The sequence below is a fragment of the Streptomyces sp. AM25 genome, from assembly GCF_058146165.1.
Genome location: NZ_JBKIWN010000138.1, coordinates 105,941 through 130,954, shown reverse-complemented (window position 1 = coordinate 130,954; position 25,014 = coordinate 105,941). Strand labels below are relative to the sequence as shown.

The following is a 25,014-nucleotide window of genomic DNA, read 5'->3' as shown; positions in this document are numbered from 1 at the left end:
GAAGGGACGCGCGGAGAAACGGGCCGCGCAGAATCTGTGAATCCTGTCCCCGGACAAGACAATTGGTGCTTGCGGGAATTAGTGTTCGGGTTTATGGCCGAGGGGGGCTCGTGCGACCCCCTTCGTACGGCCGCCGGTCTCCCAAGGAAGCAGCCTCCGTGAAGATACGTGGTAATCGCGCTGCCAGCGTCTCCCGCCAGGGACTGTGCACTGCTCTGCTCGTCGCCAGCCTCACCACCGCGGCCGTGGGCGCCAGCCCGCCGCACAACACCGCGGACGGTGGCGATCCGTCACCGGGGCCCGACAACCCGCAGAGCCGGCCGCACGGCTCCCCCAACCTCTCGCTCCCCGACCTCGTCCCGCGGCCCGGCGCCAGCGGAAGACCCGGCACCAGCACGCCCGGTGACGCTCCGGACGGTGCGACGGGCATCCCCGCGACCGCCCTCGCCGCGTACAAGCACGCCGAGGACCTCGCCAAGGACCTCTATCCCGGCTGCCACATCCCGTGGCAGCTGATCGCCGGCATCGGCAAGGTCGAGTCCGAGCACGCGAGCGGCTACGGCCTGCGCTCCGACGGCTCGACCGAGAAGCCGATCATCGGTCCCGCCCTGACCGGCGACAAGTTCGCGCTCGTGAAGGACACCGACGGCGGCAAGTGGGACGGCGACCCGGTCTACGACCACGCCGTCGGGCCCATGCAGTTCATCCCGTCCACATGGGAGAGCTACGGCGCGGACGGCCGCGGCCTGGGCATCAAGGACCCCAACAACATCTTCGACGCGGCTGCGGGCACCGCCCGTTACCTGTGCGCCGGCAACAAGGACCTCAGCAACCCCGCAGACCTCGACAGGGCGATCCTCAGCTACAACAACTCCCGCGACTACGTGAACGCGGTCGAGGCCTGGATGCGCACGTACCAGAGCGGCGAGGCCGTTTCGCTGCCGGACACCGGGCACGGTTCGGGCCCGACCGGTACGCCGCCGCCCGTGACCGTGCCGCCGGCGCGCAAGCCGGAGCGGCCCTCGGCGCCGAGTACGCCGAGCTCACCGTCGCGGCCGAGCAGGCCGAGCGAGCCGTCGAAGCCCTCCGAGCCGTCCCAGCCGTCCAAGCCCTCGCAGCCGTCCGACCCGTCCAAGCCGGGCGGCGGGGGCGACCAGGGCGGGGACCACGGCGGCGACAAGCCCACCCCGCCGACCCCGGCCAAGCCGGTGGCCGACCACCTCGAAAAGCTCGGCGACGACGGCACGTTGACGGCCACGGCGGGCGAGACGTTCGACGCCCGGCCGGGCGTCAAGGTCCTGGACAAGAACGGCAAGCCGGTGCCGGGGACCAAGGTCGACTTCGAGATCATCGGGGCCACCGGGGCGAGCTTCCCGCGCGAGCGCGAGAAGGACGAGCGCACGGTTACTGTCACCGTCACCGCGGGCGAGGACGGCACGGCCACCGCGCCGCAGATCACCGCGGGCGACGTGACGGGCAAGTTCACGGTTCGCGCCACGGTGAAGGACATCAAGCCGACCGTTTTCGACGCCAACGTCGAGGCGCGCAAGGCCGACGCGCTCGCCCGCGTCGGCGAGGGCATCCTGACGGCGGCCCCGATGGGCTCCTTCACCGAGCGCGTCAAGGTCGAGTCCCTGGGCAAGGGCAAGCCGGTCGCCGGCACAGTGGTGACGGCCACGGTCTACGCGGACAACAAGCCGGCCAAGACGACGGGCCCGTTCTTCAAGGACAAGAACGGCAGGCCGGTCCACACCTTGGCCCTCGCCCCGACCGGCAAGGACGGGGTGGCCGAGGTGCCGGAGCTGTTCACCGGCGGCCAGCAGGGCAGTTACGTGCTCCGCCTCACCACGGAGGACGGCCTGGTGGTGACGGTCCAGCTGGAGGTGAAGGCGAAGTAGGCCCGCGTTTCCCCGCGCCCCGCAGGGGCGCGGGGAACGGCCTCAGCTTTCCCCCACATCCTCCGCAACGGGCTTGCCGGTCAAAGCCGCCAGGCTGTGCCGCACATGCGCCATGTGCGACCGCAACTCCTCGCGCCGCTCCTCGTGCTCCCGCAGCACCCGCTCGGTCTCCCGGGCGATCCGCTCCTCCCGCACCCGCGCCTGCGCGAGCACCGCGGCGGCCTGCGCCTCGGCGTCCTCCTGGCCGTGCCGGGCGGCCTCCTCCGCATCCGCGTAGTGGCGCTGCGCATCGTTCAGGGCCGTGCGGCCGTACTCCTCCATCGCCGCCACCCGGGCGTCCATCGCCGCCTCGCGCTCGGCGATCTCGCGGCCGGCCACGTCCCAGCGCTCCGCGTGGTCCTTCTCCTGTTCGGCGAGCGCCTGCGCGGTGCGCCGGCGCATCTCCTTCAGGGCCGCGAGGGACTCCTCGCGGCGCTGGGTCACCTCGTGGCGCACCTTCGTGCGCAGGTCGTCGGAGACGGACTCGGCGGCGAGGCGGGCCTGCCGGGCCCATTCCTCCGCCTCCGCCCGCACCGCCACGCCGTACTCGTGCGACGCGTCGCGGACGTCGCGGGCGTGCGTCTGGACGGCTTCCTGGAGGTCCACGACGGCCGCCTCGGCGCGCTCGCGCAGGCCCGTGGCCTCCAGCTCGGCGGTGGTCAGCAGGCCCTGGGCGCGCGGGCCCAGGGTGTCGTACGTCTGCGGCGGGAGCTTGGCGACGATCTCGGCGAGCCGCCGGACCTCGTCCTCCATCTCCCGCCCGAGGACGGTCAGTCGCGCGGCCCGCTCCCATGCGGAGTCGCGCTGGCGCGCCAACTCCGTGAGGGCGCGGTCGACCTGCTCGGGCCGATAGCCGCGACCCCGTACGACAGCGAATCCGTCAGGAGACACCGATGAACTCATCCCTGTAGCCCCTTATATCCGGAAATCCGGTATGCGACGCGGTCCGGCGTCCCATCATTCCTGGACGGGAGAGGCGCTCTTGACACGACACTCCGCCCTGCCTGTGCGCAGGGCGCCCGTCCCGCCGTCCACGGGTCGAGCGCCCTGCGCCGTCCACGCCTCGGCCGGCCGCTAGAAGAGACCGTCCCACATCTGCTCCAGCAGCACGGCCCACCAGTTCTCCGGCGACGAGAGGGCCACCGGGTCCAGTGCGGCCAGTTGTTCCTGGAAGTCCACGGTCCAGCGCCCGGCCTGCTCCGGCGTCAGCCCGTAGCGCCAGCGCCACATTTTGCCGAGCAGCGCCAAAGAGCGTACGAACTGAGGAAGACTCGTGTTGACGAACTGCGGCGCGGCGGCACGCCCGTCGGGCGCGGCCTCCAGGGGGACGGCCACGATGTGTGCCGTACCGTACTGCACGCACAGCTGGCGGCCGTAGTCGCTGCCCATCACGAGGTACGAACCGGCGTCCGCCGCCGGCTGCACCCCGCGCTCGACGGCGAGCTCGGCGAGCGTCGGCACCGGGCGGCCCGGCTGGGCCTGCCCCCAGAAGAACGGGCCGAAGTCGACGGGCACGCCCGCCTGGACGAGGGTCTGCGCGACGACGTCCGGCACGCCCTGGCGCGACACGGCGCGCTGGTCGAAGCGGAAAACGCCCTGCGGGCCGAAGGACTCGGCGAGCTCCCGCCCGATGGCGTCCGGCGCCGCGGGCGGGGCCGGACGCACCTGGCTCGGGTGCGGCAGCGGCGCCCGGTTCGGCGCGGGGCGCGCCGGGCCGTCGGCGACCTGGTGCAACTCGCCCTGGTGCGCGACGAGATGACGCACGCCCTGCTGGCGGGTCGCGTGGTCGCGCCCGTAGGCGGCGGTGTGACTGATCCGCACCTGCGGCCAGGTCTCGCGCACCATGCGGGCGCAGTAACCGCCCGGCAGATCACAGGACTCGAGCTCGGTGTGCAGCTCGACGACGGACTGCGGGGGCACGTTCATGCCGCGCAGCTCGTGCAGGATCTGCCACTCCGGGTGCGGGGTGCCCGGCGCACTGCGCCGGATGATCTGCTGCTCGGACCCGTCCTGGGCACGGTAACGGACGACGGCCATGTAGCCGGGCCCGACGGTGGGCGGGCCGGCGGGGGGCTGGGGGTAGCCGTACCCCTGCGGGGCGCCGGGAGGCTGGGGTGCGGGTACCCCTGCGGGGGCGCCGGGGATACCGGGAGGCTGAGGTGCGGACGGCGCCTGCGGGCCGTTCGGGCCGGCGAGCATGGTGGCGGCGTGGTGCCGGTTCCCTCCGGGGGTGCCGGGGGGCGCGGGCGGGGCGCCGCCGGGGACACCGGGCGCGCCGGGCGGCGCGGGCGGGTTGCCACCGGGACGCGCGGGGGCGCCCGCCATGGCACCGGGGTCGGCCAGCATGGTGGCGGCGTAGTGCCGGTTCCCTCCGGGGGCGCCGGGGGGCTGCGGGGCGTTGGGGGTACCGGGCGCGGCTGTGCCCTGCGGGGCATTGGGGATGCCGGGTACCGGCGGGGGTCCGGGGACGCCGGTGCCCTGCGGGGTGCCGGTGCCCTGAGGGCTGCCCGGGACGCCGGGCGGCTGCGGGGGGTTGGGCATGCCAGGGGCCGAGGGGCCACCGAGGCTCTGCGGTGCGCCGGGAGCACCCGGAACCACCGGGCCACCAGGGATGCCAGGTGCCTGCGGGGCACCCGGGGGCACGGGACCATCGATGTCCTGCGGGCCATCGGACGCGCCAAGGCCTGCCGGGCCACCCGGCACGCCGGAAGTGACCGGCGGGACGCCAGGGATGCCCGGGACCGCCGGAACGCCAGGCGCCTGCGGCGCACCGGACGCATTTGAGGCCAACGGGCCACCCACGCCCTGCGGGGCGTTCGGCATACCAGCGCCCGCCGGGCCACCGGGGGCCTGCGGAGCGTTGGGCGCGCCGGGGACCGACGGGCCACCCACGCCCTGCGGAGCATCCGGCATGCCAACACCCACCGCGTCGCCGACACCCTGCGAGGCCCCAGGAACGCCAGAGGCTGCCGGACCACCGGCCAAGCCGGAGGCCGGCGGACCACCGATGTCCTGCGAACCGCCAGGGGTGCCCGGGGCACCCGGAACCGGCAGAGCGCCGGGCATGCCAGGAGTCACCGGACCGCCAACGCCCTGCGGGTCGCCGGAAGCACCCAAGTCACCACTTGCCGGGCCACCGGGGATACCCGGGGCACCGGGAACCGCCGGACCACCGCTGCTCTGCGAGCCGGCCGAAACACCCACCCCCTGCGGGGCATTGGGCATGCCGACGCCCACCGACTCACCGACACCCTGCAAGGCCCCCGGAACGCCGGAGGCCGACGGGCCACCGGCCCCGCCCGGAACGCCCGCGCTCCCGGAGCCACCGACCGCACCCGGGCCACCCCCGTGGCCGGCGGGGGCGCCGGGAGCACCTGGCACAGCATGCCCCTGCACCGCACCCGGCGCCCCCGGAACCTGCGGAGCACCCGGCAAAGCCGGAGCGATCGCCGTGGCCGGCAGTGCGCTGCCCCGCGGCATCAGTTCCGTCTTCGCGTCCGGACGGACACCCGGCGGCGGGGTGTCGTCGGTGTCCGAGCCCGACAGTGCCGGTGTCAGCACCGTCGCCGGCAGGCCCACCGAGCGGTCGTCGTCCTCGTCGGAGGATGCCCAAGAGGCTGCACCCGTGGCGGACTTGTCCACGTCCTCCCAGGACGTGGCCGCCCCGGTGCCGTCCCCCGCCGGAGGCGAGGGCGGGGTGCGGCGGTCCGGGATGCCCATCGCGTCCGCCGCGTCCTGCAGCCACTGCGGCGGCGACAGCAGGAACGACGTCGCCTCCAGGTCCACCCGGCGCGGCGGTGCCGCGTCCGGGGCCGGTTCGTCCACGGGCACCGTTCCGTACTCCTCCTCGTAGCGGCGGATCACCTCGCCCACCGGCAGCGCCGGCCACAGCGTCGTCTCGCCGCTGTCCCGGGCGATCACCAGACGGGCACCCCCGCCCGCAGGGCCGTCGGCCCAGGCCACGAAGCCCAGGTCGAACTCCCGTACCTGCACCTCGCGGTGGAGGTAACCGGGCACGTCGCCGTTGACCCAGCGCTCCGCCCGCTCCTGCGCCTGTGCGAACGTCACCATGCGCCGCTCACCCCTCCACCGGCACGGCGTACGCGAAGCCGCCGTCCACCATCAGGTTCGCCACCGTCTCCAGCTCCGGCGGTCCGCCGGCCAGCCGCATCAGGAAGGCGTCGAAGTCGTCACCGCAGGGCAGGAGGAGGTGCTCCACCCGCTCCTGCACCGTCCAGCCGTCGCGGTCCCGGGCGTCGTCGTACGCGCAGAACCACACCGAACCGACCGCCTCGCCCTTCACCTTGACGGTGAGGACCCCGCCCTGGACGAAGGCCACGCCCAGGTAGTCCTTGGTGACGTGGTCCCGCAGGCACTTGTTGATGTAGACGAGGTCGTTGACCGCCGCCTCGTCGCGCACCGTGAAGAACGGCTGGTCGATCAGCAGGCCCAGCTCCGCGTCCAGCGCCGCGCCCACGGGCGCGCTGCCGCCCGCCGCCTTGAGGAACGAGCGGTACGCGTCCGGCAGGCGGTAGCCGAGGTCCTCCTCGACGCCCTGGACCTGTTCCTCCGTCACCGCGAGCTCCCGCTGCGGGAGCGCGAAGTGCACGGGACGGGTCTCCTGCAGCGGGCGGGTGCCGCGCTTGTCCTGGTCCACCCGGGCCGTCGCCAGGCCGCCGTGGTGCCGCAGCAGCGCCTTGACCTCGACGGGGACCAGCTCCAGGCGCCGGGTGCCGGCGACGTGGTGCCAGGTCCAGCCGTGCGGGGTGGCCACCGGCGGCAGGCTCGCCCACAGCTCGTGACCGGCGGCGCAGAGCGCGGCGTTGGCCGACACGTAGTCGGTCAGCCGCAGCTCGTCGACGCCGAAGCCCTCCGGGGGCTCCTCGATCTCGGCGGCGGCCCGGGCGTACGGCGAGAAGTCCGGAAAGCCGTTCTCGTCCATCCGGACGCCCTTGGGATGACGGGCGTGCCGGACCGGGTCCGGGAAGTGCACGACCTGCCCCGCATAGGCCGCGTTCGGTGGCGCGGCCTGCTGCCCGAGCCGACCTGAAGTCATGGCGGAAGCCCCCTACTGACTGCCGTGCTGAATGCCCTGCGTGACCGCCAAGCCTATGCGGTGTCGCAAGGAGGGATCGCGCCGCTGCCCCGCGCCTATGCCGCCGACATCCGGCCGGCGCTTGCAACCGCGTACTCCGGCGCGGCGTGGATACGGACATGACCCCGCCGCACCCCTACACCAACGGCGACAACTCGCGCCCCCTCAGCCTTCTCGTGGCACACCAGGCGCACGCAACACCGACCTGCCTTCCGCACCCGGCATCCCATTTGGCAGTCTGATCCCCGCAACAGGGGGATTGCACGGGAGGGAAGTACCACCATGCACACGACTCAGGACCGCCAGACCGAGGGCGGTACGCCCGGCGACCCCCGGCTCACCTGGAGTTCCACCGAGGACGCGGACCGGCCGCCCGCGCTGCTGCACCGCCGCGACGGGATCCTGCCCGCGGTCGCCGCCGCGCTCTCCGTCCGCGGTGAGACCCTCACCTGCACCGGCGGCAAGGCCGATCAGCCGCCCCGGCTGCACCCTCTCGTCCAGGACTTTCTGGACACGCTCACCAGCGACCGCCGCGAGCGTTTCACCGGCCGCTGCCCGGAGGCGGTCCTGCTGACCCGCTTCCTCACCGGCTTCGAGGCCGGCCGGAGCAAACGCGCCTCCCGCAAACCCCTCACCCACGGCGAGGCCCGGCGGGCCCTCAAGCAGGCCAAGCTGACGGCCCGGCACATCCGCGAGGACGGCGACCCGCTGCACGGCGGCTACGCCCCGCCCTGCCGCTCCTGTACCGCGCTGCTGGCCCACTTCGGCGTACGCTCCGTCGACCCGGCCCCTTCGACCCATGGCAGGAACTGACCACCACACCATGCGCGCTTTCGACCGCACCGCTGCCACCCGTTTCCCCGTCGCCGTCGACGCGGCCCTGCGCGAGGCCGGGTGGCAGCCCGGGCGCTGGGACATCAAGGCCGCCGAGCAGTGGGCCGACGCCCTGCGCGCCCACGTGTCGCCCGCCGGGCACCGGCACACCGTCTTCCCCGCGGCCGTGGAGGCCTGGGCGGAGTTCGGCGGACTGCGCATCGCATCGTCCGGGCCGGGGCGGCACATCGCGCCGACGCCGTTCGAGATCGACCCGATGCACGGGCTGCACCTGGCCCGGACCGTCGCCGACCTGGGCCGGGCGCTGGGGGCGGACGTCTGCCCGCTGGGTCAGGAGCTGGACGGACAGGCGCTGCTGGCCGTAGACGCGCATGGGCGCGTCTACGGCCTGGACCACGCGGGCGACTGGTACCTGGGGTCGGACATCGACCGCGCGATCGGGACGCTGGTGACGGGCACGCGGCCGTCGCGTCTGTCGGCGGGGGCGCGCCAGGGGTAGCCCTGCGGGTGCGGTCCCCGCGCCCCTTACGGGGCCGGTATCACCGCCGAAACGCGAAAGCCCCCCGCATCGGTCGGACCCGACACGAACACCCCGCCCAGCGCGGCCACGCGCTCCCGCATCCCGATCAGGCCGTTGCCGCCGCTCGGCAGGCCGGGCCCGGGGCCGTCGGACGGGCCGTTCTCGACCTGGAGGGCGACCTCCGCCTCCCGGTGCGCCACGCGCACCACCGCCTTCGCGCCCGGCGCGTGCTTGTGCACGTTCGTCAACGCCTCCTGCACCACGCGGTACGCCGCGCTCTCGACCGGCGCCGCGTACGGCCGCTCCTCGCCCTCCAGGCACAGCTCGACGGCCATGCCGGCCGCCCGTGACTGCTCGACCAGTTCGCCGAGCTCCTCCAGCGAGGGCCCGGCCCCCGCGTCCTCCGCGGCCTTGACGCGCGCGGACGCCGCGGCCGCCACGGCTGCCAGCCGCTCGGGCTCCGGCGCGGCCGGCGCCGGGTCCGAAGCCGTCCGCAGGACGCCCAGCATCGAGCGCAGCTCCGTCAGCGCCTGCCGGCCCATGTCGCCGACCAGGGCCGCGTTGCGGGAGGCCTTCTCTGGGTCCTTGAGGGCCACCGCCTGCAGGGCCGCCGCGTGCACGACCATGAGGGACACCCGGTGGGCCACCACGTCGTGCATCTCGCGCGCGATCCGGGTGCGCTCCTCGTTGCGGGCCCATTCGGCCCGCTCCTCCGCGCGGTCGGCGAGCAGCGACAGTTCGCGCTCCAGGCCGTCGGCGCGCTCGCGCAGGCTCTCCACCAGGCGGCGGCGGGCGCCGACGTACAGGCCCAGGAGCACCGGCGGCGCCGTCAGGCCGAGGGCCATCACCAGGGAGAAGATCAGCGTCGCCCAGAATCCGGGGCGGTAGGCGTCCTGCGGCATGTCGCGGTGGAAGCGCGCGAGGGTGACGATCAGCGTCCCGGCGAAGGAGGCGCCGGACAGGACGACGGTGATGCGGCGCGGGACGTCCGAGGCCGCGAGGGTGTAGAGGCCGACGATGCCGAGCAGTAGACCCATCTCGGCAGGGGTGATCGCGATGGAGACGAGCACCACCGCGACGGGCCAGCGCCGCCGCAGCAGCAGCGTGGCCCCCACGGGTATCGCCGCCAGGCCGACGAGCGCGGCCGGCAGTCCGGCCTCGTCGGCGAAGGAGACGCCCTCCAGCATGCATTCGAGCGCCGACACCAGCGCCAGCACCGCGTCCAGCACCAGACTGCGCCGACGCGCCCACCACCACGGCCCCGCAGGCGCGCCCCGCGCGCCTGCGTCCGTGATTGCCCCCGTTGTGGTCATACCACCCAGACTACGGGCGGGGGCCACCGGTTTTCCCGGGGTGCGCAGCAGCACAAGGGCACATACCGTCGCGTCGGAGGGCGGCGGTACGGCATAGTGTGGGGTACCCGGCGGACAGGTCTTGGCTAATGTCCGATTCGGGTGAGATTGCTATCCCCTGTGGTGTAATTGGCAACACTACGGTTTTTGGTGCCGTCTTTCCAGGTTCGAGTCCTGGCGGGGGAGCTCGCTTTCCGGCCCGTATTCTCCGGGTCCCTCCGGGTTCGTCCCGTGATTTCCGTCCCCCTCGCAGCCTCTGACGACGCCCTGACCAGGCAGTTGCTCCCGGGGCGCGTTTCGGCCGCAAGTCTCACCGGTATCCTTCGGGTGTCCACCACTCGAAGCCAAAGGACACACCCGTGAGCGCCAACCGCCCGGCAGCCGTCGTCGTCCTCGCAGCGGGTGAGGGCACCCGCATGAAGTCGGCGACCCCCAAGGTCCTGCACACCCTCTGCGGCCGCTCCCTCGTCGGACACGTCGTCTCCGCCGCGCGCGAGCTGGACCCCGAGCACCTGGTCGTCATCGTCGGCCACGCCCGCGAGCAGGTCTCCGCGCACCTGGCCGAGACCGACCCGGGCGTCCGCACCGCCGTGCAGCACGAGCAGAACGGCACCGGCCACGCCGTGCGCATGGGCCTGGAGGAGCTCTCGGACAGCGGCATCGCCCTCGACGGCACCGTGGTCGTCGTGTGCGGCGACACCCCGCTGCTGACGGGTGACACGCTCAAGCGCCTCTCGGACACCCACGCCGCCGACGGCAACGCGGTCACGGTCCTCACGGCCGAGGTCCCGGACTCCACCGGCTACGGCCGCATCGTGCGCGACGCCGCGACCGGCGCCGTGACCGCGATCGTCGAGCACAAGGACGCCACCGACGAGCAGCGCGCCATCCGTGAGATCAACTCCGGTGTCTTCGCCTTCGACGCACAGCTGCTGACGGACGCGCTCGGCAAGGTCCGTACGGACAACAGCCAGGGCGAGGAGTACCTGACGGACGTCCTGGGCATCCTGCGCGAGGCCGGGCACCGGGTGGGCGCGGCCGTGGCCGGCGACCACCGGGAGATCCTGGGCATCAACAACCGCGTCCAGCTGGCCGAGGCCCGCAAGCTGCTCAACGAACGCCTGCTGCACGCCGCGATGATGAGCGGCGTGACCGTCGTGGACCCGGCCACCACCTGGGTAGACGTCACCGTCACCTTCGAGCCCGACGCGCTCGTCCACCCCGGCACCCAGCTCCTCGGCGCCACCCACGTGGCCGCGGGCGGCGAGGTCGGCCCCAACACCCGCCTGACGGACACCTCCGTGGGCGCCGGCGCGCGCGTCGACAACACGGTCGCCGACTCGGCGCGGATCGGCGAGGGCGCCGTCGTCGGCCCGTACGCGTACCTCCGCCCGGGAACGAACCTGGGCCGGAAGTCCAAGGCCGGGGCCTACGTCGAGATGAAGAACGCCGAGATCGGCGAGGGCACCAAGGTCCCGCATCTGTCGTATGTCGGCGACGCCACGATCGGCGAGTACACCAACATCGGTGCCGCCAGCGTGTTCGTGAACTACGACGGGGTGAACAAGCACCACACCACGATCGGCTCGCACTGCCGGACCGGTTCGGACAACATGTTTGTGGCTCCTGTCACGATCGGGGACGGCGCCTACACGGCCGCCGGCTCGGTCATCACCAAGGACGTGCCCCCGGGCGCCCTGGCCGTCGCCCGCGGCCAGCAGCGCAATATCGAGGGCTGGGTGGCTCGTAAGCGCCCGGGAAGCGCCGCCGCAGACGCCGCTTCCGCAGCTCACCGGAACACCGACGGAGAGCAGTGACCGTGACACCGGGACGCCGTGCGGGGCGTACCGTGATAAGCGCACACAAAGCGACATCCAAGGAGATTGTGCTGTGACCGGGATCAAGACGACCGGCGAGAAGAAGCTCATGCTCTTCTCCGGCCGCGCCCACCCCGAGCTTGCCGAGGAGGTCGCGCACCAGCTGGGCGTCGGCCTGGTCCCGACCAAGGCATTCGACTTCGCCAACGGCGAGATCTATGTCCGCTTCCAGGAGTCCGCGCGCGGCGCCGACTGCTTCCTGATGCAGAGCCACACGGCTCCCATCAACAAGTGGGTCATGGAACAGCTGATCATGCTCGACGCGCTGAAGCGGGCCTCGGCCCGCTCCATCACGGTGATCGTGCCGTTCTACGGCTACGCCCGGCAGGACAAGAAGCACCGCGGCCGTGAGCCCATCTCCGCCCGCCTGGTCGCCGATCTGTTCAAGACCGCGGGTGCGGACCGGATCCTCACGGTCGACCTGCACACCGACCAGATCCAGGGCTTCTTCGACGGCCCGGTGGACCACCTGTTCGCGCTGCCGATCCTCGCGGACTACGTGGGCGCCAAGGTCGACCGCGACAAGCTCACCGTCGTCTCCCCCGACGCCGGCCGCGTGCGCGTCGCCGACCGCTGGTGCGACCGCCTGGGCGCGCCGCTGGCGATCGTCCACAAGCGCCGCGACAAGGACGTCGCCAACCAGGTGACCGTCCACGAGGTGGTCGGTGACGTCGAGGGCCGCGTCTGCGTCCTCGTCGACGACATGATCGACACCGGTGGCACCATCTGCGCCGCCGCGGACGCCCTGTTCGCCCACGGCGCCGCGGACGTCATCGTCACCGCGACGCACGGCGTGCTCTCCGGCCCGGCCGCGGACCGCCTGAAGAACTCCAAGGTGAGCGAGTTCGTCTTCACCAACACCCTGCCCACGCCGAACGAGCTGGAGCTCGACAAGATCACGGTCCTGTCGATCGCCCCGACCATCGCGCGCGCCGTGCGCGAGGTGTTCGAGGACGGCTCGGTCACCAGTCTCTTCGACGAGCAGGCGTAACGATCATTCAGTAGCACCTGTGTGCTGATCGATTTCTGAACGGCCTCCCCGCCGGGTAGACTCATCGAGTTGCTCGGCGAGGGAGGCCGCCCCCATTTCTGGGTGTGCGGCGGTCCGTTATCGACGCGCTCTTCGTAGCAGGCCTGTCGTGGGCCGGGTGACCGCCCCGCACAGATCAAGCCTCCGAGGAGTGCACCATGGCCGAGATCACGCTCGCCGCTGCCGTCCGTTCCGAGTTCGGCAAGGGCGCCGCCCGCCGCGACCGCCGCGCCGACCTGGTCCCCGCCGTCATCTACGGCCACGGCTCCGAGCCGGTTCACGTGAACCTGCCCGGCCACGACCTGATGATGGCCCTGAAGACCCCGAACGTCCTGCTCTCCCTGGACATCGAGGGCCGCAACGAGCTGGTCATCCCCAAGCAGGTCCAGCGTGACGCGCTCAAGGGCTTCCTGGTCCACGTCGACCTGCTGGTCGTCAAGCGCGGCGAGAAGGTCACCGTCGAGGTTCCGGTCCACACCGAGGGCGAGCTGGCCCCCGGCGGCAACCTGCTCGAGCACACCCTGACCGCCCTGCCGGTCGAGGCCGAGGCCACCCACATCCCCGAGGCCGTCACCGCCTCCGTCGCGGGCCTGGACGCCGGCGCCTCCGTCCTGGCCAAGGACATCGTCCTGCCGGCCGGTGTCGAGCTGGCCGTCGAGGCCGACGCCGTCGTGCTGCACGTCGTCGCCGGTGACGCCCCGGCCGCCGAGGCCGAGGGCGCCGAGGCCTGAGCCTCGCCCCGAGCACACCGCTGCCGCCGCCCCGCTCCGCTGGAGCGGGGCGGCGGTTCGCTATGAAGGAGACATGCAGATGACGGACGACTCCAGCGCCCCCTGGCTGATCGTGGGCCTCGGCAACCCCGGCCCCGAGTACGCGGGCAACCGCCACAACGTGGGCTTCATGGTCGCGGACCTGCTCGCGGAGCGGATGGGCGGCAAATTCAAGGCCCACAAGACGCGCGCCCAGGTGGTGGAGGGCCGGCTCGGCACCCCCGGCGTGTCCAGCCGCCGCGTGGTGGTCGCCAAGCCGATGTCGTTCATGAATCTGTCGGGCGGCCCGACGGCCGCGCTGCGCGACTTCTACAAGGTGCCGGCGGAGCACGTGATCGCCGTGCACGACGAACTGGACATCGACTACGGCACGCTGCGCCTGAAGCTGGGCGGCGGCGACAACGGCCACAACGGCCTCAAGTCGATCACGAAGGCGCTGGGTCCGGACTACTGCCGCGTGCGGTTCGGGATCGGCCGGCCGCCGGGCCGGATGCAGGTGGCGGACTTCGTCCTGAAGGACTTCTCGTCGGCGGAGCGCAAGGACCTGGCCTACGAGGTGGACCGCGCCGCGGACGCGGTCGAGTCACTCATCGTGGACGGCCTGGAGCGGGCGCAGGGGACGTACAACTCGTAGGGGGTACGCCCCCGTTCCCCGCGCCCCGGTCCCGCGCCCCGTAAGGGGCGCGGGGCTGTTACTCCCCCAGCTACCGCTGGGAGGTGCCCCCAGCGGCTCCGCCGCGTGGGCGCGATCAGCCACAGCCGGCCCGCAGCCGAAGAACCGGCCCGGCGTCAGCCCGTGTTACGGAGCCCCGCGGCCACACCGTTCACCGTGAGCAGCAGCGCCCGCGCCAGCAAGGGATCCGCCCCCTCGCCCCGCGCAGCGGCCTCCCGCTGCCGGTGCAGCAGGCTCACCTGCAGATACGAGATCGGGTCCAGATACGCATCCCGGATGTGGAACGTCTGCCTCAACACCGGGCTCGCGTCGAGCAGTTCACCCTCACTCGTGACCCGCAGCACTTCCTTGACCGTCAGCTCGTGCTCCGCCTTGATCGCATCGAACACGTGCCGCAGCTCGTCCGGCACCAGCGTGTCCACGTAGTGCTGCGCGATGCGCAGGTCCGTCTTCGCCAGCGTCATCTCCACGTTGGAGAGGAAGTTGCGGAAGAAGTGCCAGTGCTCGTGCATCTCCTCCAGCACCGTGTCCAGGCCGGCCTCGCGGGCCGCCTTGAGGCCCGAGCCGACGCCGAACCAGCCGGGGACGATCTGGCGCGACTGCGTCCAGCCGAAGACCCACGGGATGGCCCGCAGGCCGTCGAGGCCCGCGCCGGAGTCGGGGCGGCGGGACGGGCGGGATCCCAGGTGCAGTTCCGCGAGCTGGTCGACCGGGGTCGAGGCGAAGAAGTACGCGGGCAGGTCCGGGTCCTCGACCAGGCGCCGGTACGCGGCGTGCGCCGCGTCCGAGACCGTGTCCATGGCCGCGTCCCAGCGCGCCAGCGCCTCGTCCGACTGGCGCGGCGCCGTGTGCAGGGCGGAGGCCTGCAGCGTGGCGGCGACGGTGAGTTCGAGGTTCTCCCGGGCCAGGGACGGGATGAGGTACTTGTCCGAGATGACCTCGCCCTGCTCGGTCACCTTGATCTCGCCCTCCAGCGTGCCCCACGGCTGCGCCAGGATCGCGTCGTGGGTGGGGCCGCCGCCGCGGCCGACCGTGCCGCCGCGGCCGTGGAAGAGCCGCAGCCGCACGCCGTAGCGATGGGCGACGTCGCGGAGCCGACGCTGGGCGCGGTGGATCTCCCACTGCGAGGTCGTGATGCCGCCGAACTTGGACGAGTCGGAGTAGCCGAGCATGACCTCCTGGACGTCGCCGCGCAGCGAGACGAGCCGCCGGTAGGAGGGGTCGGCCAGCATCTCGTCCAGCAGCCGGTCGGCCTCCTTGAGCTCGTCGGTGGTCTCCAGCAGCGGCACGATGCCGATCTTCGCCCAGCCGGCGTGCAGGTCGACCAGCCCGGCCTCGCGGGCCAGGACGGCCGCCGCGAAGACGTCGTCGGCGCCCTGGCACATCGAGATGATGTACGACTCGACGACCTCGGGGCCGAACCGCTCCAGCGCCTCGCCGATGGTGTGGAAGACGCCCAGCGTCTTCTGCCCGTCCGCGTCCAGCGGCGCCGGGATCGGCGCCAGCGGGCGCCGTGAGCGCAGCTCCTTGGCCAGCAGGCGGCGCCGGTAGTCGCGCGGCATGTCGGCGTAGCGCCAGGACTCCTCGCCGAGGCGGTCGAAGAGCTGGCCGAGCGCGTGGTGGTGGGCGTCCGCGTGCTCGCGGACGTCCATGGTGGCCAGGTGCAGCCCGAACGCGGCCAGGGTGCGGACGGCCCGCTCCAGCCGGCCGTCGGCGATCAGCCGGCCGCGGTGCGCGCGCAGCGAGTCCTGGATGAGCAGGAGGTCGGCGAGGAGCTCGCCGGTGCCCAGGTAGTCGCGGCCCTCCTCGTGCGGGATGTTGCGGGCCAGCCGCTCGCGGGTGTTGACGAGCTTCTGGCGGATGCAGGTGGCCTTGAGCCGGTAGGGCTCCTCGGCGTTGAGCCGCTTGTAGCGGGGGCTGATCTCGGGCAGCAGCTCCAGGTCCCGCTGCAGCGAGGTGAGCAGCTCCTCCGTGGCGCCGCTGTTGCGGATGGAGTTCGACAGCGCGGCGCGCAGCACGTCCACCAGCTCCAGGGCGTCGGTGATGCCGTGCTCGTGCTGCAGTATCAGGACGTCCCAGGTCACCTCGGGGGTGACGTTGGGGTTGCCGTCGCGGTCGCCGCCGATCCAGGTGCCGAAGGTCAGCGGGCGGGTGCCGGCGGGCAGCTGCACGCCCACGCGGTCGAGCTCGGCGGCCAGGTCCTCCAGGACGTCGCCGACCGCGTTGGTGTGCAGCTCGTCCAGGTAGTAGATCGCGTTGCGGGCCTCGTCGGTGGGCTCCGGGCGGGCCACGCGCAGCTCGTCGGTCTGCCAGAGCAGGTCGATGGTCTCGGCCAGCCGCAGGTCCGTGCGGCGCTTGTCGCCGACGCCCGTGGCGGTCGCGTCCAGCAGCTCGGCGATGCGCCGCAGCTTGTTGAGCACGCTGCGGCGGGCGGCCTCGGTGGGGTGGGCCGTGAACACCGGCCGCACCTGCAGGTGCTGCACGGTCTGCGCCAGGTGTTCGGGGTCGGCCTCCTTCAGCTGGTCCGCGGTACGGGCCAGGATCGAGCCCTCGGCATCGCGCTTGGCCCGCAGCTCGCGGCCGCGGTGCACCTGCTCGGTGACATTCGCCAGATGGAAGTACGTGGAGAAGGCCCGCACCAGCCGGGCGGCGGTCTCCAGGTCGGTGGCGCCCAGCAGCTCGGCGGCGGCCTCCCCGTCCGTACGGGTCAGGGCCCGCACCCGCTCGACCAGGTCGAGAAGTTCGTCACCCTCCTGGCGGACCAGCGTCTCGCCGAGGAGATCGCCGAGACGGCGGATATCGGCCCGCAGGGCGGCATTGGTGTGGTCGGCACTGCTCACAGGTGCGGCTCCTTGCGAAGTTCTGAGCATCTGGAGGGGTGGCGGACCGCGCTGTCCGACGCCCCCAGCATAGGTCTCCGCCCGGCCCCCGCCCGACGCGCGGTCACCCGCAGCCCTCTTGCCCCCTGCTGCCGCCCTGCCATACTTACGATGCCGTAGGTTACGGAACCGTAGCCATGCCCGACTCCCTCGAGGGAACCCATGACTGCAAGCCCCGACGTGCTCGAAGACGCGCCGAAGGCCCAGGACACCCCGATTCCGTCCGCCACTCTCGGCAGCGACAGCAAGCGCTCGATCGAGCAGATCACCCTTCTGCTGTTCATCACCGTGCCGTTCGTCGCGCTGCTCGCCGCCGTCCCGCTGGCCTGGGGGTGGGGAGTGAGCTGGCTGGATCTGGGCCTGCTGGTGGCCATGTACTACATCGGCTGCCACGGCATCACGATCGGCTTCCACCGCTACTTCACCCACGGCGCCTTCAAGGCGAAGCGCCCGCTGCGGATCGCCCTTGCGGTCATGGGCTCGCTCGCGGTCGAGGGGCCGCTGGTGCGCTGGGTCGCCGACCACCGCAAGCACCACAAGTTCTCCGACGCCGAGGGCGACCCGCACTCCCCCTGGCGGTACGGCGAGACGGTGCCGGCCCTCCTCAAGGGCCTGTGGTGGGCGCACGTCGGGTGGATGTTCGACGAGGAGCAGACGCCGCAGCACAAATACGCGCCGGATCTGATCAAGGACCCGGCGGTCCGCGCCGTCTCCCGCCAGTTCGTCCTCTGGACGGTCGTCTCCCTGCTGTTCCCGCCGCTGGTGGGCGGCCTGGTCACCTGGTCGTGGCAGGGCGCGCTGACGGCCTTCTTCTGGGGCTCGCTGGTGCGGGTGGCGCTGCTGCACCACGTGACGTGGTCGATCAACTCGATCTGCCACGCCGTCGGCAAGCGCCCGTTCAAGTCGCGCGACCGCTCGGGCAACGTGTGGTGGCTGGCGGTCCTGTCCTGCGGCGAGTCCTGGCACAACCTGCACCACGCCGACCCGACGTCCGCCCGGCACGGCGTGCTGCGCGGTCAGCTCGACTCCAGCGCCCGCCTCATCCGCTGGTTCGAGAAGGCCGGCTGGGCGTACGACGTGCGCTGGCCGAGCGCGAGCCGGATCGACTCGCGTCGGGCGCCCACGGGAAACCGGGGCGAAGAGGATGCCGCTCACCCGGCATGATGGACGGCGTGGCGACGATCGACAGCAATGACTCTTCTTCCAGCTCTTCCCCCAAGGCCCCGGCCCCCCGGCGCGCCCGGCCCCGCCGGGTGCGGATGACCGGCGCGGAGCGCCGGGAACAGCTGCTGGACATCGGTCGCGCCCTGTTCGCCGAGCGGGGCTTCGAGGGCACCTCGGTGGAGGAGATCGCCGCCAAGGCCGGGGTCTCCAAGCCGGTGGTGTACGAGCACTTCGGCGGCAAGGAGGGGCTGTACGCGGTCGTCGTCGACCGGGAGATGCGGCAGCTGCTCGACATGGTGACGGGCGCGCTGACCGCGGGCCACCCGCGGGAGCTGCTGGAGCAGGCGGCGTTCGCCCTTCTCGACTACATCGAGACGTACACGGACGGCTTCCGCATCCTGGTGCGGGATTCGCCGGTGGCGCAGTCGACGGGCACGTTCGCCTCGCTCATCAGCGACATCGCGACACAGGTCGAGGACATCCTGGGCCTGGAGTTCAAGGCCCGCGGCTTCGACCCGAAGCTGGCGCCGCTGTACGCGCAGGCGCTGGTCGGCATGGTGGCGCTCACGGGCCAGTGGTGGCTGGACGTCCGCAAGCCGAAGAAGGCGGAAGTGGCGGCCCACTTGGTGAACCTGGCGTGGCACGGGCTGGACGGCCTTGAGCCGAAGCCGCGGCTGGTGGGGCACCGGCGCGCCTGACGGCGCGTCGGGGGCGGGGCCGGTTCGGCACCGCCGGACCCTTGCCCCCCCCGCCCCGCCTCAGCCCGCCTTCCGGGCCACCACGAAGATCCGCCGGAAGGGGAAGACGGTTCCGGCCGGCCCCGCCGGATACGCCTTGCGCAGCAGACCCCGGTACTCGGAAAGGAACGCCTCGCGTTCCTCGGGGGTGTCCGCGAGCGCCGTCAGCACGGGCCGCAGGCCCGTCCCCTTGAGCCACTCCAGGACCGGGTCCTCGCCCTCCAGGAGGTGGAGGTACGTGGTCTCCCACGCGTCCACCTCGCAGCCGAGGGCGGCCAGCCGCTCCACGTACTCCTCAGGCGTACGGACATCGACCGTACGCCGCCCCGTCTCCCCCAGCCGGTCCCGCCACCGCGGCGCACCGCACAGCTCGCGCAGCAGCGCGTGGCTCGGCGCATCCCCGTTCCCCGGGACCTGGAAGGCGAACGTGCCGCCCGGCACCACGTCCTCCAGCAGCGCCGGGAACGCCTCCGCATGGCCCGGCACCCACTGGAACGCCGCGTTCGAGACGATCAGGTCGTGCCGCGCCCCCGGCGCGGACCAGTGCGTCAGGTCGCCGTACGCGAAGTCGATGCGACCGCCCCGCAGCGTCTTCCCGGCGTACGCCTGCGCCTCCTCCAGCATCGCGGCCGAGTTGTCGTAGCCCGTGATGTGCGCGTCGGGCCAGCGCTCCGCCAGCAGCGCCGTCGCGTTCCCCGGGCCGCAGCCCAGGTCGGCGATGCGCGCCGGGCTGCCGGGCAGCTCGGGGACCCGGGCCAGCAGGTCCTGGAAGGGGCGGGTGCGCGGGCCCGCGTGGCGGAGGTACTGCTGCGGATCCCATACGGGCATGGTGAGCCTCCTGCGAGGAGCGACCGTGGTGGCCCTTCCAGCATCCCCCGCCGATTATCTTGACGTCAAGAGACTTCATGTCGACAGACCTACTACACTGACCCCATGGAGGACGAGGTCGATCGGCTGGTCGCGGCGTGGCGCCGAGAGCGCCCCGACCTCGACGTGGAACCACTCGAGGTGCTCAGCCGCGTCAGCAGGCTGGCCCGGCACCTCGACCGGGCGCGGCGGCTCGCCTTCTCCGAGCACCAGCTGGAGCCCTGGGAGTTCGACGTCCTGACCTCGCTGCGGCGCGCGGGCGCGCCCTACCAGCTCTCGCCGGGCCAGCTGTTGACCCAGACCCTGGTCACCTCCGGCACCATGACCAACCGCATCGACCGGCTCGCCAAGAAGGGCCTCGTGCTGCGCGAGCCCGACCCCAGCGACCGGCGCGGCGTGCTCGTCCGCCTCACGGACGAGGGCCGGGACCGCGCCGACCAGGCGCTCGCCGGGCTGCTGGCCCAGGAGCGCGCCATCCTCGCCGAGCTCTCCCCCGCCCAGCGGGGCGAACTGGCCCGGCTGCTACGCCAGTTGACCGCCCCGTTCGACAACGTCCCCGGCTAGGTCCACCGGGCCCACGCCGGCCCGCCGGGCCAGTGCCACCGCGGCGAGCGTGGAGTGCACGCCGAGCTTGCCCAGCACGTTCTGCATGTGCGTACGCACCGTGTGCGGGGACAGATACAGCCGCTCGGCCACCGCCTTGCGGCCGAGCCCGGCCACCATGCAGCGCAGCACCTCTCGCTCACGCGGGGTCAGCGACTCGACGAGCCGCTCGCTTTCCGTGCGGTGCTTGCGCGCCGCCGTCAGCTCGCGGAGCACGCCCGTCAGCAGGGCGGGCGGCAGGTGCGTCTCGTCCCGGAGGACCCCGCGGATCACCGCGAGCAGGCGGGACAGCGAACAGTCCTTCGCCACCCAGCCGCCGGCCCCGGCCTGCAGCGCGGCGGCCGCCCGGCGCGGGTCGTCCCGCTCGGCGAGCACCACCGTGCGCACACCCGGATGGCCCGCGCGCACCCGCGCGACCAGCGAGATGCCGTCCACCGCGCTCTCCGCGACGGCCCCCTGGCCGTCCGGCCCGGGGCCCTGGCCCCGGAGCTGGGGCGGTACGCGCACGCCGTCCGCGCCGACCGTGCCGAGGTCGGCATCGATCAGCAGCACGTCGAAGCGCCGCCCCTCACCTGCCGCGCGCTCCACCGCGCGCAGCGCCGCCGGCCCACTGCCGGCCGCCGAGACGTCCACATCCTGCTCGGCCGCGAGGGCGGCGGCGAGCGACTCGGCGAAGATGCGGTGGTCGTCGACCACCAGTACCCGAATTCGTGCCACAGACACCCCCATCTCCGGACAGACGGAGCAGTGCGGGTACGGCGCCCGAACCCGGGGCCCTACGCCGTGCACGGCCGCCGCCGTGACCTGACACCACCCCGCCCCGGGCGTCGTACCTGCCTGTCTCGCCCCCTGATCAGCGCCGGCCCCCACCGGCACTGTGCATCAGCGTACGGCCGGGGTACGACAACGGAAGCGGATTGGCAAAACTGCCTGGCCCCGGTGTTTATGGTGAGCTTTATGTTCAGTATTGAGGCGGTGAACGACCCGGAACGACGCGATGTTGTCCTTGCACGGTTGCAGACCGTCAACGACGAACGCTCGCCCGCCCTGCGGGCATTGCGGGCCACTCCCGCCATGGAGACGCGGCCGGTGGAGGTGTACGCGCTCGACGAGCGCGGGGAACTGGCAGGCGGGCTCGTCGGTCATGTGCAGTGGCAATGGCTGCATGTGGATCTGCTGTGGGTGGACGCCCGGCACCGCGGCGCGGGGCTCGGATCGCGGCTGATCGCGCGGGCGGAGGAACGGGCCCGGAAGGAGTTCGACTGCGTCGGGAGCCAGGTGGAGACCTGGGACTTCCAGGCGCCGGGGTTCTATCGGCGGGTGGGGTATCGCCTGGCGGCGAGCATCCCGGACTATCCGCCCGGCATCACGAGCCACCTGTTGCTGAAGGGGCTTTGAGGCGCCCTGTAAGGGGCAGCACGTCATCTGCGGGTGCATCGGTAGCTGATCGCGCAGTTCCCCGCGCCCCTTACGGGGCGCTGTCCTGGGCCTCGCGCCGAGCCCCCTCCCCCGCCACCGCCGTGAACACCCGCGGCGCCCCGAGTGCCTCGGTCACCGCCTTCGTCACCGCCTCCGCATCCGCGCCCTCCACCAGGGCAATCGCCGACCCCCCGAAGCCGCCCCCCGTCATCCGCGCACCCAGCGCCCCCGCCCCGACGGCCGTGTCCACCGCCAGGTCGAGTTCAGGGCAGGAGACGCGGAAGTCGTCGCGCAGCGACGCATGCCCCTCCGTCAGCAGCGGGCCCACAGCACGCGCATCCCCCGCGGCCAGCAGGGCCGCCACCCGCTCCACCCGTGCGTTCTCCGTCACCACATGACGGACCAGCGGCTGCTCCGCAACGGGCAACTCGCCCAGCGCCGCCTCCAGTTCGCCCAGTGCGACGTCCCGCAGCGCCCGCACCCCCAGCCGCCGCGCAGCGGACTCGCACCCCGCCCGTCGGGCCGCGTACGCGCCGTCGCCCAGTTCGTGCTTGACCCGGGTGTCGATCACCAGCAGCCGCAGGCCCCACTCCTCCAGGGCCAAGGGGATCTGCCGCATCGAGAGGTCGCGCGTGTCGAGGTGCAGCGCGTGCCCGGCCCGGCAGCACGCCGATGCCGTCTGGTCCATGATTCCGCACGGCACGCCGACGAACTCGTTCTCGGCCCGCTGTGCCAGCCGGGCCAGTTCCGTGCGCGGCAGTTCCACGTCGTACAGCTCGGTCAGGGCGAGCGCCGTCGCCACCTCCAGGGCGGCGGAGGAGGACAGGCCGGCGCCGACGGGCACGTCGCTCTCCACGTACACGTCCGCCCCGCCCACCGGCAGGCCCGCCTCGCGCAGTGCCCACGCCACGCCCGCCGGGTACGCGGCCCAGCCGCGGTCCGACTCCGTCACCCCGCCCTGCGCATCGCGGGAGCACAGGCACAGCCGGCCGTCCGCCCGCGGAGCGGCCGCCACCCGTGTGCACTGCGGGAGCGCGAACGGCATCACGAAGCCGTCGTTGAAGTCGGTGTATTCACCGATGAGGTTGACCCGGCCGGGTGCCGACCACACCCCGGTGGCCGGTCTCCCGTACACCTCACGGAAGTTGTCAGACGTCTTCACGGCGCGCGAACTCCCAGGCGTCCTCGACGATTCCGGCCAGATCGGTCCGCTGCGGGCGCCATCCCAGCCGTTCCGCGGCCCGGTCCGCCGAGGCGACCAGCACGGCCGGGTCGCCGGGGCGCCGCGGGGCGGTGCGCTGCGGGATCGGGTGGCCCGTCACCTTCCGCGCGGTCCCGACGACCTCGCGGACCGAGAAGCCGTTGCCGTTGCCGAGGTTGCAGACCAGGTGCTCGCCCTCGCGCGCGGCGTCCAGGGCCAGCAGGTGCGCCTCCGCCAGGTCGGCGACGTGGATGTAGTCGCGGATGCAGGTGCCGTCCGGGGTCGGGTAGTCGTCCCCGTAGACCGAGATCTCCTCGCGCTGCCCCAGTGCCACCTGCAGCACCAGCGGGATCAGGTGCGTCTCCGGCGCGTGCCGCTCGCCGTAACGGCCGTACGCCCCCGCGACGTTGAAGTAGCGCAGCGAGACCGCGGCCAGGCCGTGCGCCGTGCACTCCCCCGCGATCATGTGGTCGACGGCGAGCTTGGTGGCGCCGTACGGGTTCGTGGGCGCCGTCGGGGCGTCCTCGGTGATCGGCACCGTGGCGGGTTCGCCGTACGTGGCCGCGGTGGAGGAGAAGACGAGGCGGCGGACACCCGCGTCCCGCATGGCGGCGAGCAGGTCGGCGGTGCCGCCCACGTTGTTGCGCCAGTACGGCTCGGGGTCCGCGACCGACTGGCCCACCTGGGAGAACGCGGCGAAGTGCAGCACCGCGTCGTACGAGCCGTCGAGCCACCGCGCCGCGTCCTGGACGCGGCCCTCGACGAAGGACGCCCCGTCCGGGACGGCCTCGCGGTGTCCGGTCGAGAGGTCGTCGAGGACGGTCACCGCGTGCCCGGCGGCCAGCAGACGGGCCGCGACGACGCTGCCCACGTAGCCCGCGCCGCCGGTGACCAGGAACTTGCTGTTGCTCATGCGCTTGCTGCCTCTCGCAGTCGGCGGGCCGCGGCCTCGGGCGGCACATCGTTGATGAACACGTTCATGCCGGATTCGGAACCCGCGAGGAACTTCAGCTTGCCGGGAGAGCGGCGGACGGTGAAGAGCTCGAGGTGGAGGGCGAATTCGGTCCTTTCCGGGTGCCGGAAGGGCGCCTGGTGCCAGGCCGAGATGTACGGGGTCGGCGGCCGGCCCGGGCCGAAGATCCGGTCGAAGCGCTTCAACAGTTCCAGATAGATCTGTGGAAACTCTGTGCGCGCGGCGGCGTCCAGCCCGAGCAGGTCCGGGACCCGGCGGCGCGGGTAGAGGTGCACCTCGTACGGCCAGTGGGCCGCGTAGGGGACGAAGGCCGTCCAGTGGTCGCCGTCGAGGACGATCCGGCGGCCGTCGGCGTACTCCCGCGCCACGGTGTCGTCGAAGAGGTTGCGCCCGCCGGTGCGCGCGGCGTGCGCGGCGGCGGAGGCCAGCATGCGCTCGGTGCGCGGGGTGACGAACGGGTAGGCGTAGATCTGGCCGTGCGGGTGAGCGAGCGTGACGCCGATCTCCTGGCCGCGGTTCTCGAAGCAGAAGACCTGTTCGACGGCGGGCAGGGCGGCCAGTTCGGCCGTGCGGTCCGTCCAGGCGTCGAGGACCAGGGCGGCCCGCCCGGGGTCGAGATCCGCGAAGGAGGCGTCGTGGTCGGGGGTGAAGCAGACGACCTCGCAGCGGCCGGAGTCGCCGGCCAGGGAGGGGAAACGGTTCTCGAAGACCACGACCTCGTAGTCCGCGGCGGGGATCTCGGTGAGCCGGCCGTCCCGCGAGGGGCACAGCGGGCACTGGTCCGCGGGCGGGTGGTAGGTGCGCTCCTGGCGGTGGGAGGCGATGGCGACGCTGTCGCCGAGCAGCGGGTCGCGGCGGATCTCGGACGCGGTGACGGTGGCGCCGAGCGGCCTGCGGTCCACGGCGTCCCGGACCGCGTCGTCGCGGGAGTCGTAGTAGAGCAGCTCACGGCCGTCCGCGAGCCGGGTCGCGGTCTTCTTCACGGTGGGCCCTCCAACTTGCGCGCCTCAACACCTTCACACACAACCGAACACAAGGAATCATGACCCAACAACTCAGTCAACGTCGAGTGAGGTGATCCGC

Annotated in this window: 21 protein-coding genes and 1 tRNA gene; 12 read left to right on the top strand and 10 right to left on the bottom strand. The window is 72.7% G+C overall.

Going from position 1 to position 25,014, the window contains the following annotated elements; genetic code table 11:
- Positions 1–158: 158 nt before the first annotated feature.
- The gene (locus ACLHRZ_RS40355) at positions 159–1,898 is read left to right on the top strand and encodes a hypothetical protein (RefSeq protein ID WP_490423587.1); all 1,740 of its coding nucleotides are present in this window, start codon (positions 159–161) and stop codon (positions 1,896–1,898) included.
- Between the two features lie 42 nt (positions 1,899–1,940).
- On the opposite strand, the gene ACLHRZ_RS40350 is transcribed toward ACLHRZ_RS40355, so the two are convergent.
- The 3 genes from ACLHRZ_RS40350 to ACLHRZ_RS40340 all read right to left on the bottom strand — a co-directional run bounded on the left by ACLHRZ_RS40350 (position 1,941) and on the right by ACLHRZ_RS40340 (position 6,993).
- Positions 1,941–2,840 (bottom strand): cellulose-binding protein, encoded by a 900-nt coding sequence (locus ACLHRZ_RS40350; protein WP_490423586.1) that lies wholly within the window; start codon positions 2,838–2,840, stop codon positions 1,941–1,943.
- Between the two features lie 171 nt (positions 2,841–3,011).
- The gene (locus ACLHRZ_RS40345; RefSeq protein WP_490423585.1) at positions 3,012–6,008 is read right to left on the bottom strand and encodes an SUKH-4 family immunity protein; all 2,997 of its coding nucleotides are present in this window, start codon (positions 6,006–6,008) and stop codon (positions 3,012–3,014) included.
- Positions 6,009–6,015: 7 nt separating this feature from the next.
- Positions 6,016–6,993 carry an SMI1/KNR4 family protein gene (locus ACLHRZ_RS40340; RefSeq protein WP_490423584.1) on the bottom strand — a complete coding sequence of 326 codons (978 nt, stop codon included), beginning with the start codon at positions 6,991–6,993 and terminating at the stop codon, positions 6,016–6,018.
- A 321-nt stretch (positions 6,994–7,314) separates the two neighbouring features.
- Between ACLHRZ_RS40340 and ACLHRZ_RS40335 the strand changes: the two genes are divergently transcribed.
- Both ACLHRZ_RS40335 and ACLHRZ_RS40330 read left to right on the top strand, forming a co-directional pair.
- A complete protein-coding gene (locus ACLHRZ_RS40335; RefSeq protein ID WP_490423583.1) occupies positions 7,315–7,845 on the top strand; it encodes a YwqJ-related putative deaminase in 531 nt (176 codons plus the stop codon).
- A 10-nt stretch (positions 7,846–7,855) separates the two neighbouring features.
- Positions 7,856–8,365, top strand: coding sequence for an SUKH-3 domain-containing protein (locus ACLHRZ_RS40330; protein ID WP_490423582.1), 510 nt, complete (start codon positions 7,856–7,858; stop codon positions 8,363–8,365).
- Between the two features lie 26 nt (positions 8,366–8,391).
- Here ACLHRZ_RS40330 and ACLHRZ_RS40325 read toward each other — a convergent pair whose 3' ends face one another.
- Positions 8,392–9,699, bottom strand: a complete 1,308-nt coding sequence (locus tag ACLHRZ_RS40325) for a sensor histidine kinase (protein WP_490423581.1) — start codon at positions 9,697–9,699, stop codon at positions 8,392–8,394.
- Between the two features lie 153 nt (positions 9,700–9,852).
- On the opposite strand from ACLHRZ_RS40325, the gene ACLHRZ_RS40320 reads away from it, so the two are divergent.
- From ACLHRZ_RS40320 to pth, 5 genes are all read left to right on the top strand, one after another.
- Positions 9,853–9,924: transfer RNA gene (locus ACLHRZ_RS40320), tRNA-Gln, on the top strand.
- Positions 9,925–10,097: 173 nt separating this feature from the next.
- On the top strand, positions 10,098–11,555 hold the full coding sequence (gene glmU / locus ACLHRZ_RS40315) for a bifunctional UDP-N-acetylglucosamine diphosphorylase/glucosamine-1-phosphate N-acetyltransferase GlmU (protein ID WP_490423580.1): 1,458 nt from the start codon (positions 10,098–10,100) through the stop codon (positions 11,553–11,555).
- A 73-nt stretch (positions 11,556–11,628) separates the two neighbouring features.
- Positions 11,629–12,606 carry a ribose-phosphate diphosphokinase gene (locus tag ACLHRZ_RS40310; protein WP_490423579.1) on the top strand — a complete coding sequence of 326 codons (978 nt, stop codon included), beginning with the start codon at positions 11,629–11,631 and terminating at the stop codon, positions 12,604–12,606.
- Between the two features lie 197 nt (positions 12,607–12,803).
- On the top strand, positions 12,804–13,376 hold the full coding sequence (locus tag ACLHRZ_RS40305; RefSeq protein WP_490423578.1) for a 50S ribosomal protein L25/general stress protein Ctc: 573 nt from the start codon (positions 12,804–12,806) through the stop codon (positions 13,374–13,376).
- Between the two features lie 79 nt (positions 13,377–13,455).
- Positions 13,456–14,049 carry an aminoacyl-tRNA hydrolase gene (pth, locus tag ACLHRZ_RS40300; RefSeq protein WP_490423577.1) on the top strand — a complete coding sequence of 198 codons (594 nt, stop codon included), beginning with the start codon at positions 13,456–13,458 and terminating at the stop codon, positions 14,047–14,049.
- 155 nt (positions 14,050–14,204) lie between these two features.
- Here the strand turns inward: pth and ppc are convergent, their stop codons facing one another.
- Positions 14,205–16,928, bottom strand: coding sequence for a phosphoenolpyruvate carboxylase (gene ppc / locus ACLHRZ_RS40295; protein ID WP_490423576.1), 2,724 nt, complete (start codon positions 16,926–16,928; stop codon positions 14,205–14,207).
- A gap of 201 nt (positions 16,929–17,129) precedes the next feature.
- Between ppc and ACLHRZ_RS40290 the strand changes: the two genes are divergently transcribed.
- Together ACLHRZ_RS40290 and ACLHRZ_RS40285 are read left to right on the top strand one after the other, a co-directional pair.
- A complete protein-coding gene (locus ACLHRZ_RS40290; RefSeq protein WP_490423575.1) occupies positions 17,130–18,131 on the top strand; it encodes an acyl-CoA desaturase in 1,002 nt (333 codons plus the stop codon).
- Positions 18,128–18,829: a TetR/AcrR family transcriptional regulator gene (locus ACLHRZ_RS40285; protein WP_451420409.1), complete on the top strand. Its 702-nt coding sequence runs from the start codon at positions 18,128–18,130 to the stop codon at positions 18,827–18,829. Before ACLHRZ_RS40290 ends, ACLHRZ_RS40285 begins: the two co-directional genes overlap by 4 nt.
- A 60-nt stretch (positions 18,830–18,889) precedes the next feature.
- Here ACLHRZ_RS40285 and ACLHRZ_RS40280 read toward each other — a convergent pair whose 3' ends face one another.
- Positions 18,890–19,696, bottom strand: a complete 807-nt coding sequence (locus tag ACLHRZ_RS40280; RefSeq protein WP_490423574.1) for a trans-aconitate 2-methyltransferase — start codon at positions 19,694–19,696, stop codon at positions 18,890–18,892.
- A 105-nt stretch (positions 19,697–19,801) separates the two neighbouring features.
- On the opposite strand from ACLHRZ_RS40280, the gene ACLHRZ_RS40275 reads away from it, so the two are divergent.
- Entirely contained in the window at positions 19,802–20,299 is a 498-nt protein-coding gene (locus ACLHRZ_RS40275; protein ID WP_171081837.1) for a MarR family winged helix-turn-helix transcriptional regulator, read from the top strand.
- Here ACLHRZ_RS40275 and ACLHRZ_RS40270 read toward each other — a convergent pair.
- Positions 20,258–21,055: a response regulator transcription factor gene (locus tag ACLHRZ_RS40270; protein ID WP_490423573.1), complete on the bottom strand. Its 798-nt coding sequence runs from the start codon at positions 21,053–21,055 to the stop codon at positions 20,258–20,260. The genes ACLHRZ_RS40275 and ACLHRZ_RS40270 overlap by 42 nt on opposite strands.
- 240 nt (positions 21,056–21,295) lie before the next feature.
- Here ACLHRZ_RS40270 and ACLHRZ_RS40265 point away from each other — a divergent pair, with 240 nt between their 5' ends.
- A complete protein-coding gene (locus ACLHRZ_RS40265; RefSeq protein WP_490423572.1) occupies positions 21,296–21,736 on the top strand; it encodes a GNAT family N-acetyltransferase in 441 nt (146 codons plus the stop codon).
- Positions 21,737–21,806: 70 nt separating this feature from the next.
- Here the strand turns inward: ACLHRZ_RS40265 and galK are convergent, their stop codons facing one another.
- The 3 genes from galK to galT are packed head-to-tail and all read right to left on the bottom strand — an operon-like array spanning position 21,807 to position 24,914.
- Positions 21,807–22,919, bottom strand: coding sequence for a galactokinase (galK, locus tag ACLHRZ_RS40260; RefSeq protein ID WP_490423571.1), 1,113 nt, complete (start codon positions 22,917–22,919; stop codon positions 21,807–21,809).
- A complete protein-coding gene (galE, locus tag ACLHRZ_RS40255) occupies positions 22,906–23,871 on the bottom strand; it encodes a UDP-glucose 4-epimerase GalE (protein WP_490423570.1) in 966 nt (321 codons plus the stop codon). The genes galK and galE overlap by 14 nt, the downstream gene beginning before the upstream one ends.
- Positions 23,868–24,914 (bottom strand): galactose-1-phosphate uridylyltransferase, encoded by a 1,047-nt coding sequence (gene galT / locus ACLHRZ_RS40250; RefSeq protein WP_490423569.1) that lies wholly within the window; start codon positions 24,912–24,914, stop codon positions 23,868–23,870. The genes galE and galT overlap by 4 nt, the downstream gene beginning before the upstream one ends.
- Positions 24,915–25,014: the final 100 nt, after the last annotated feature.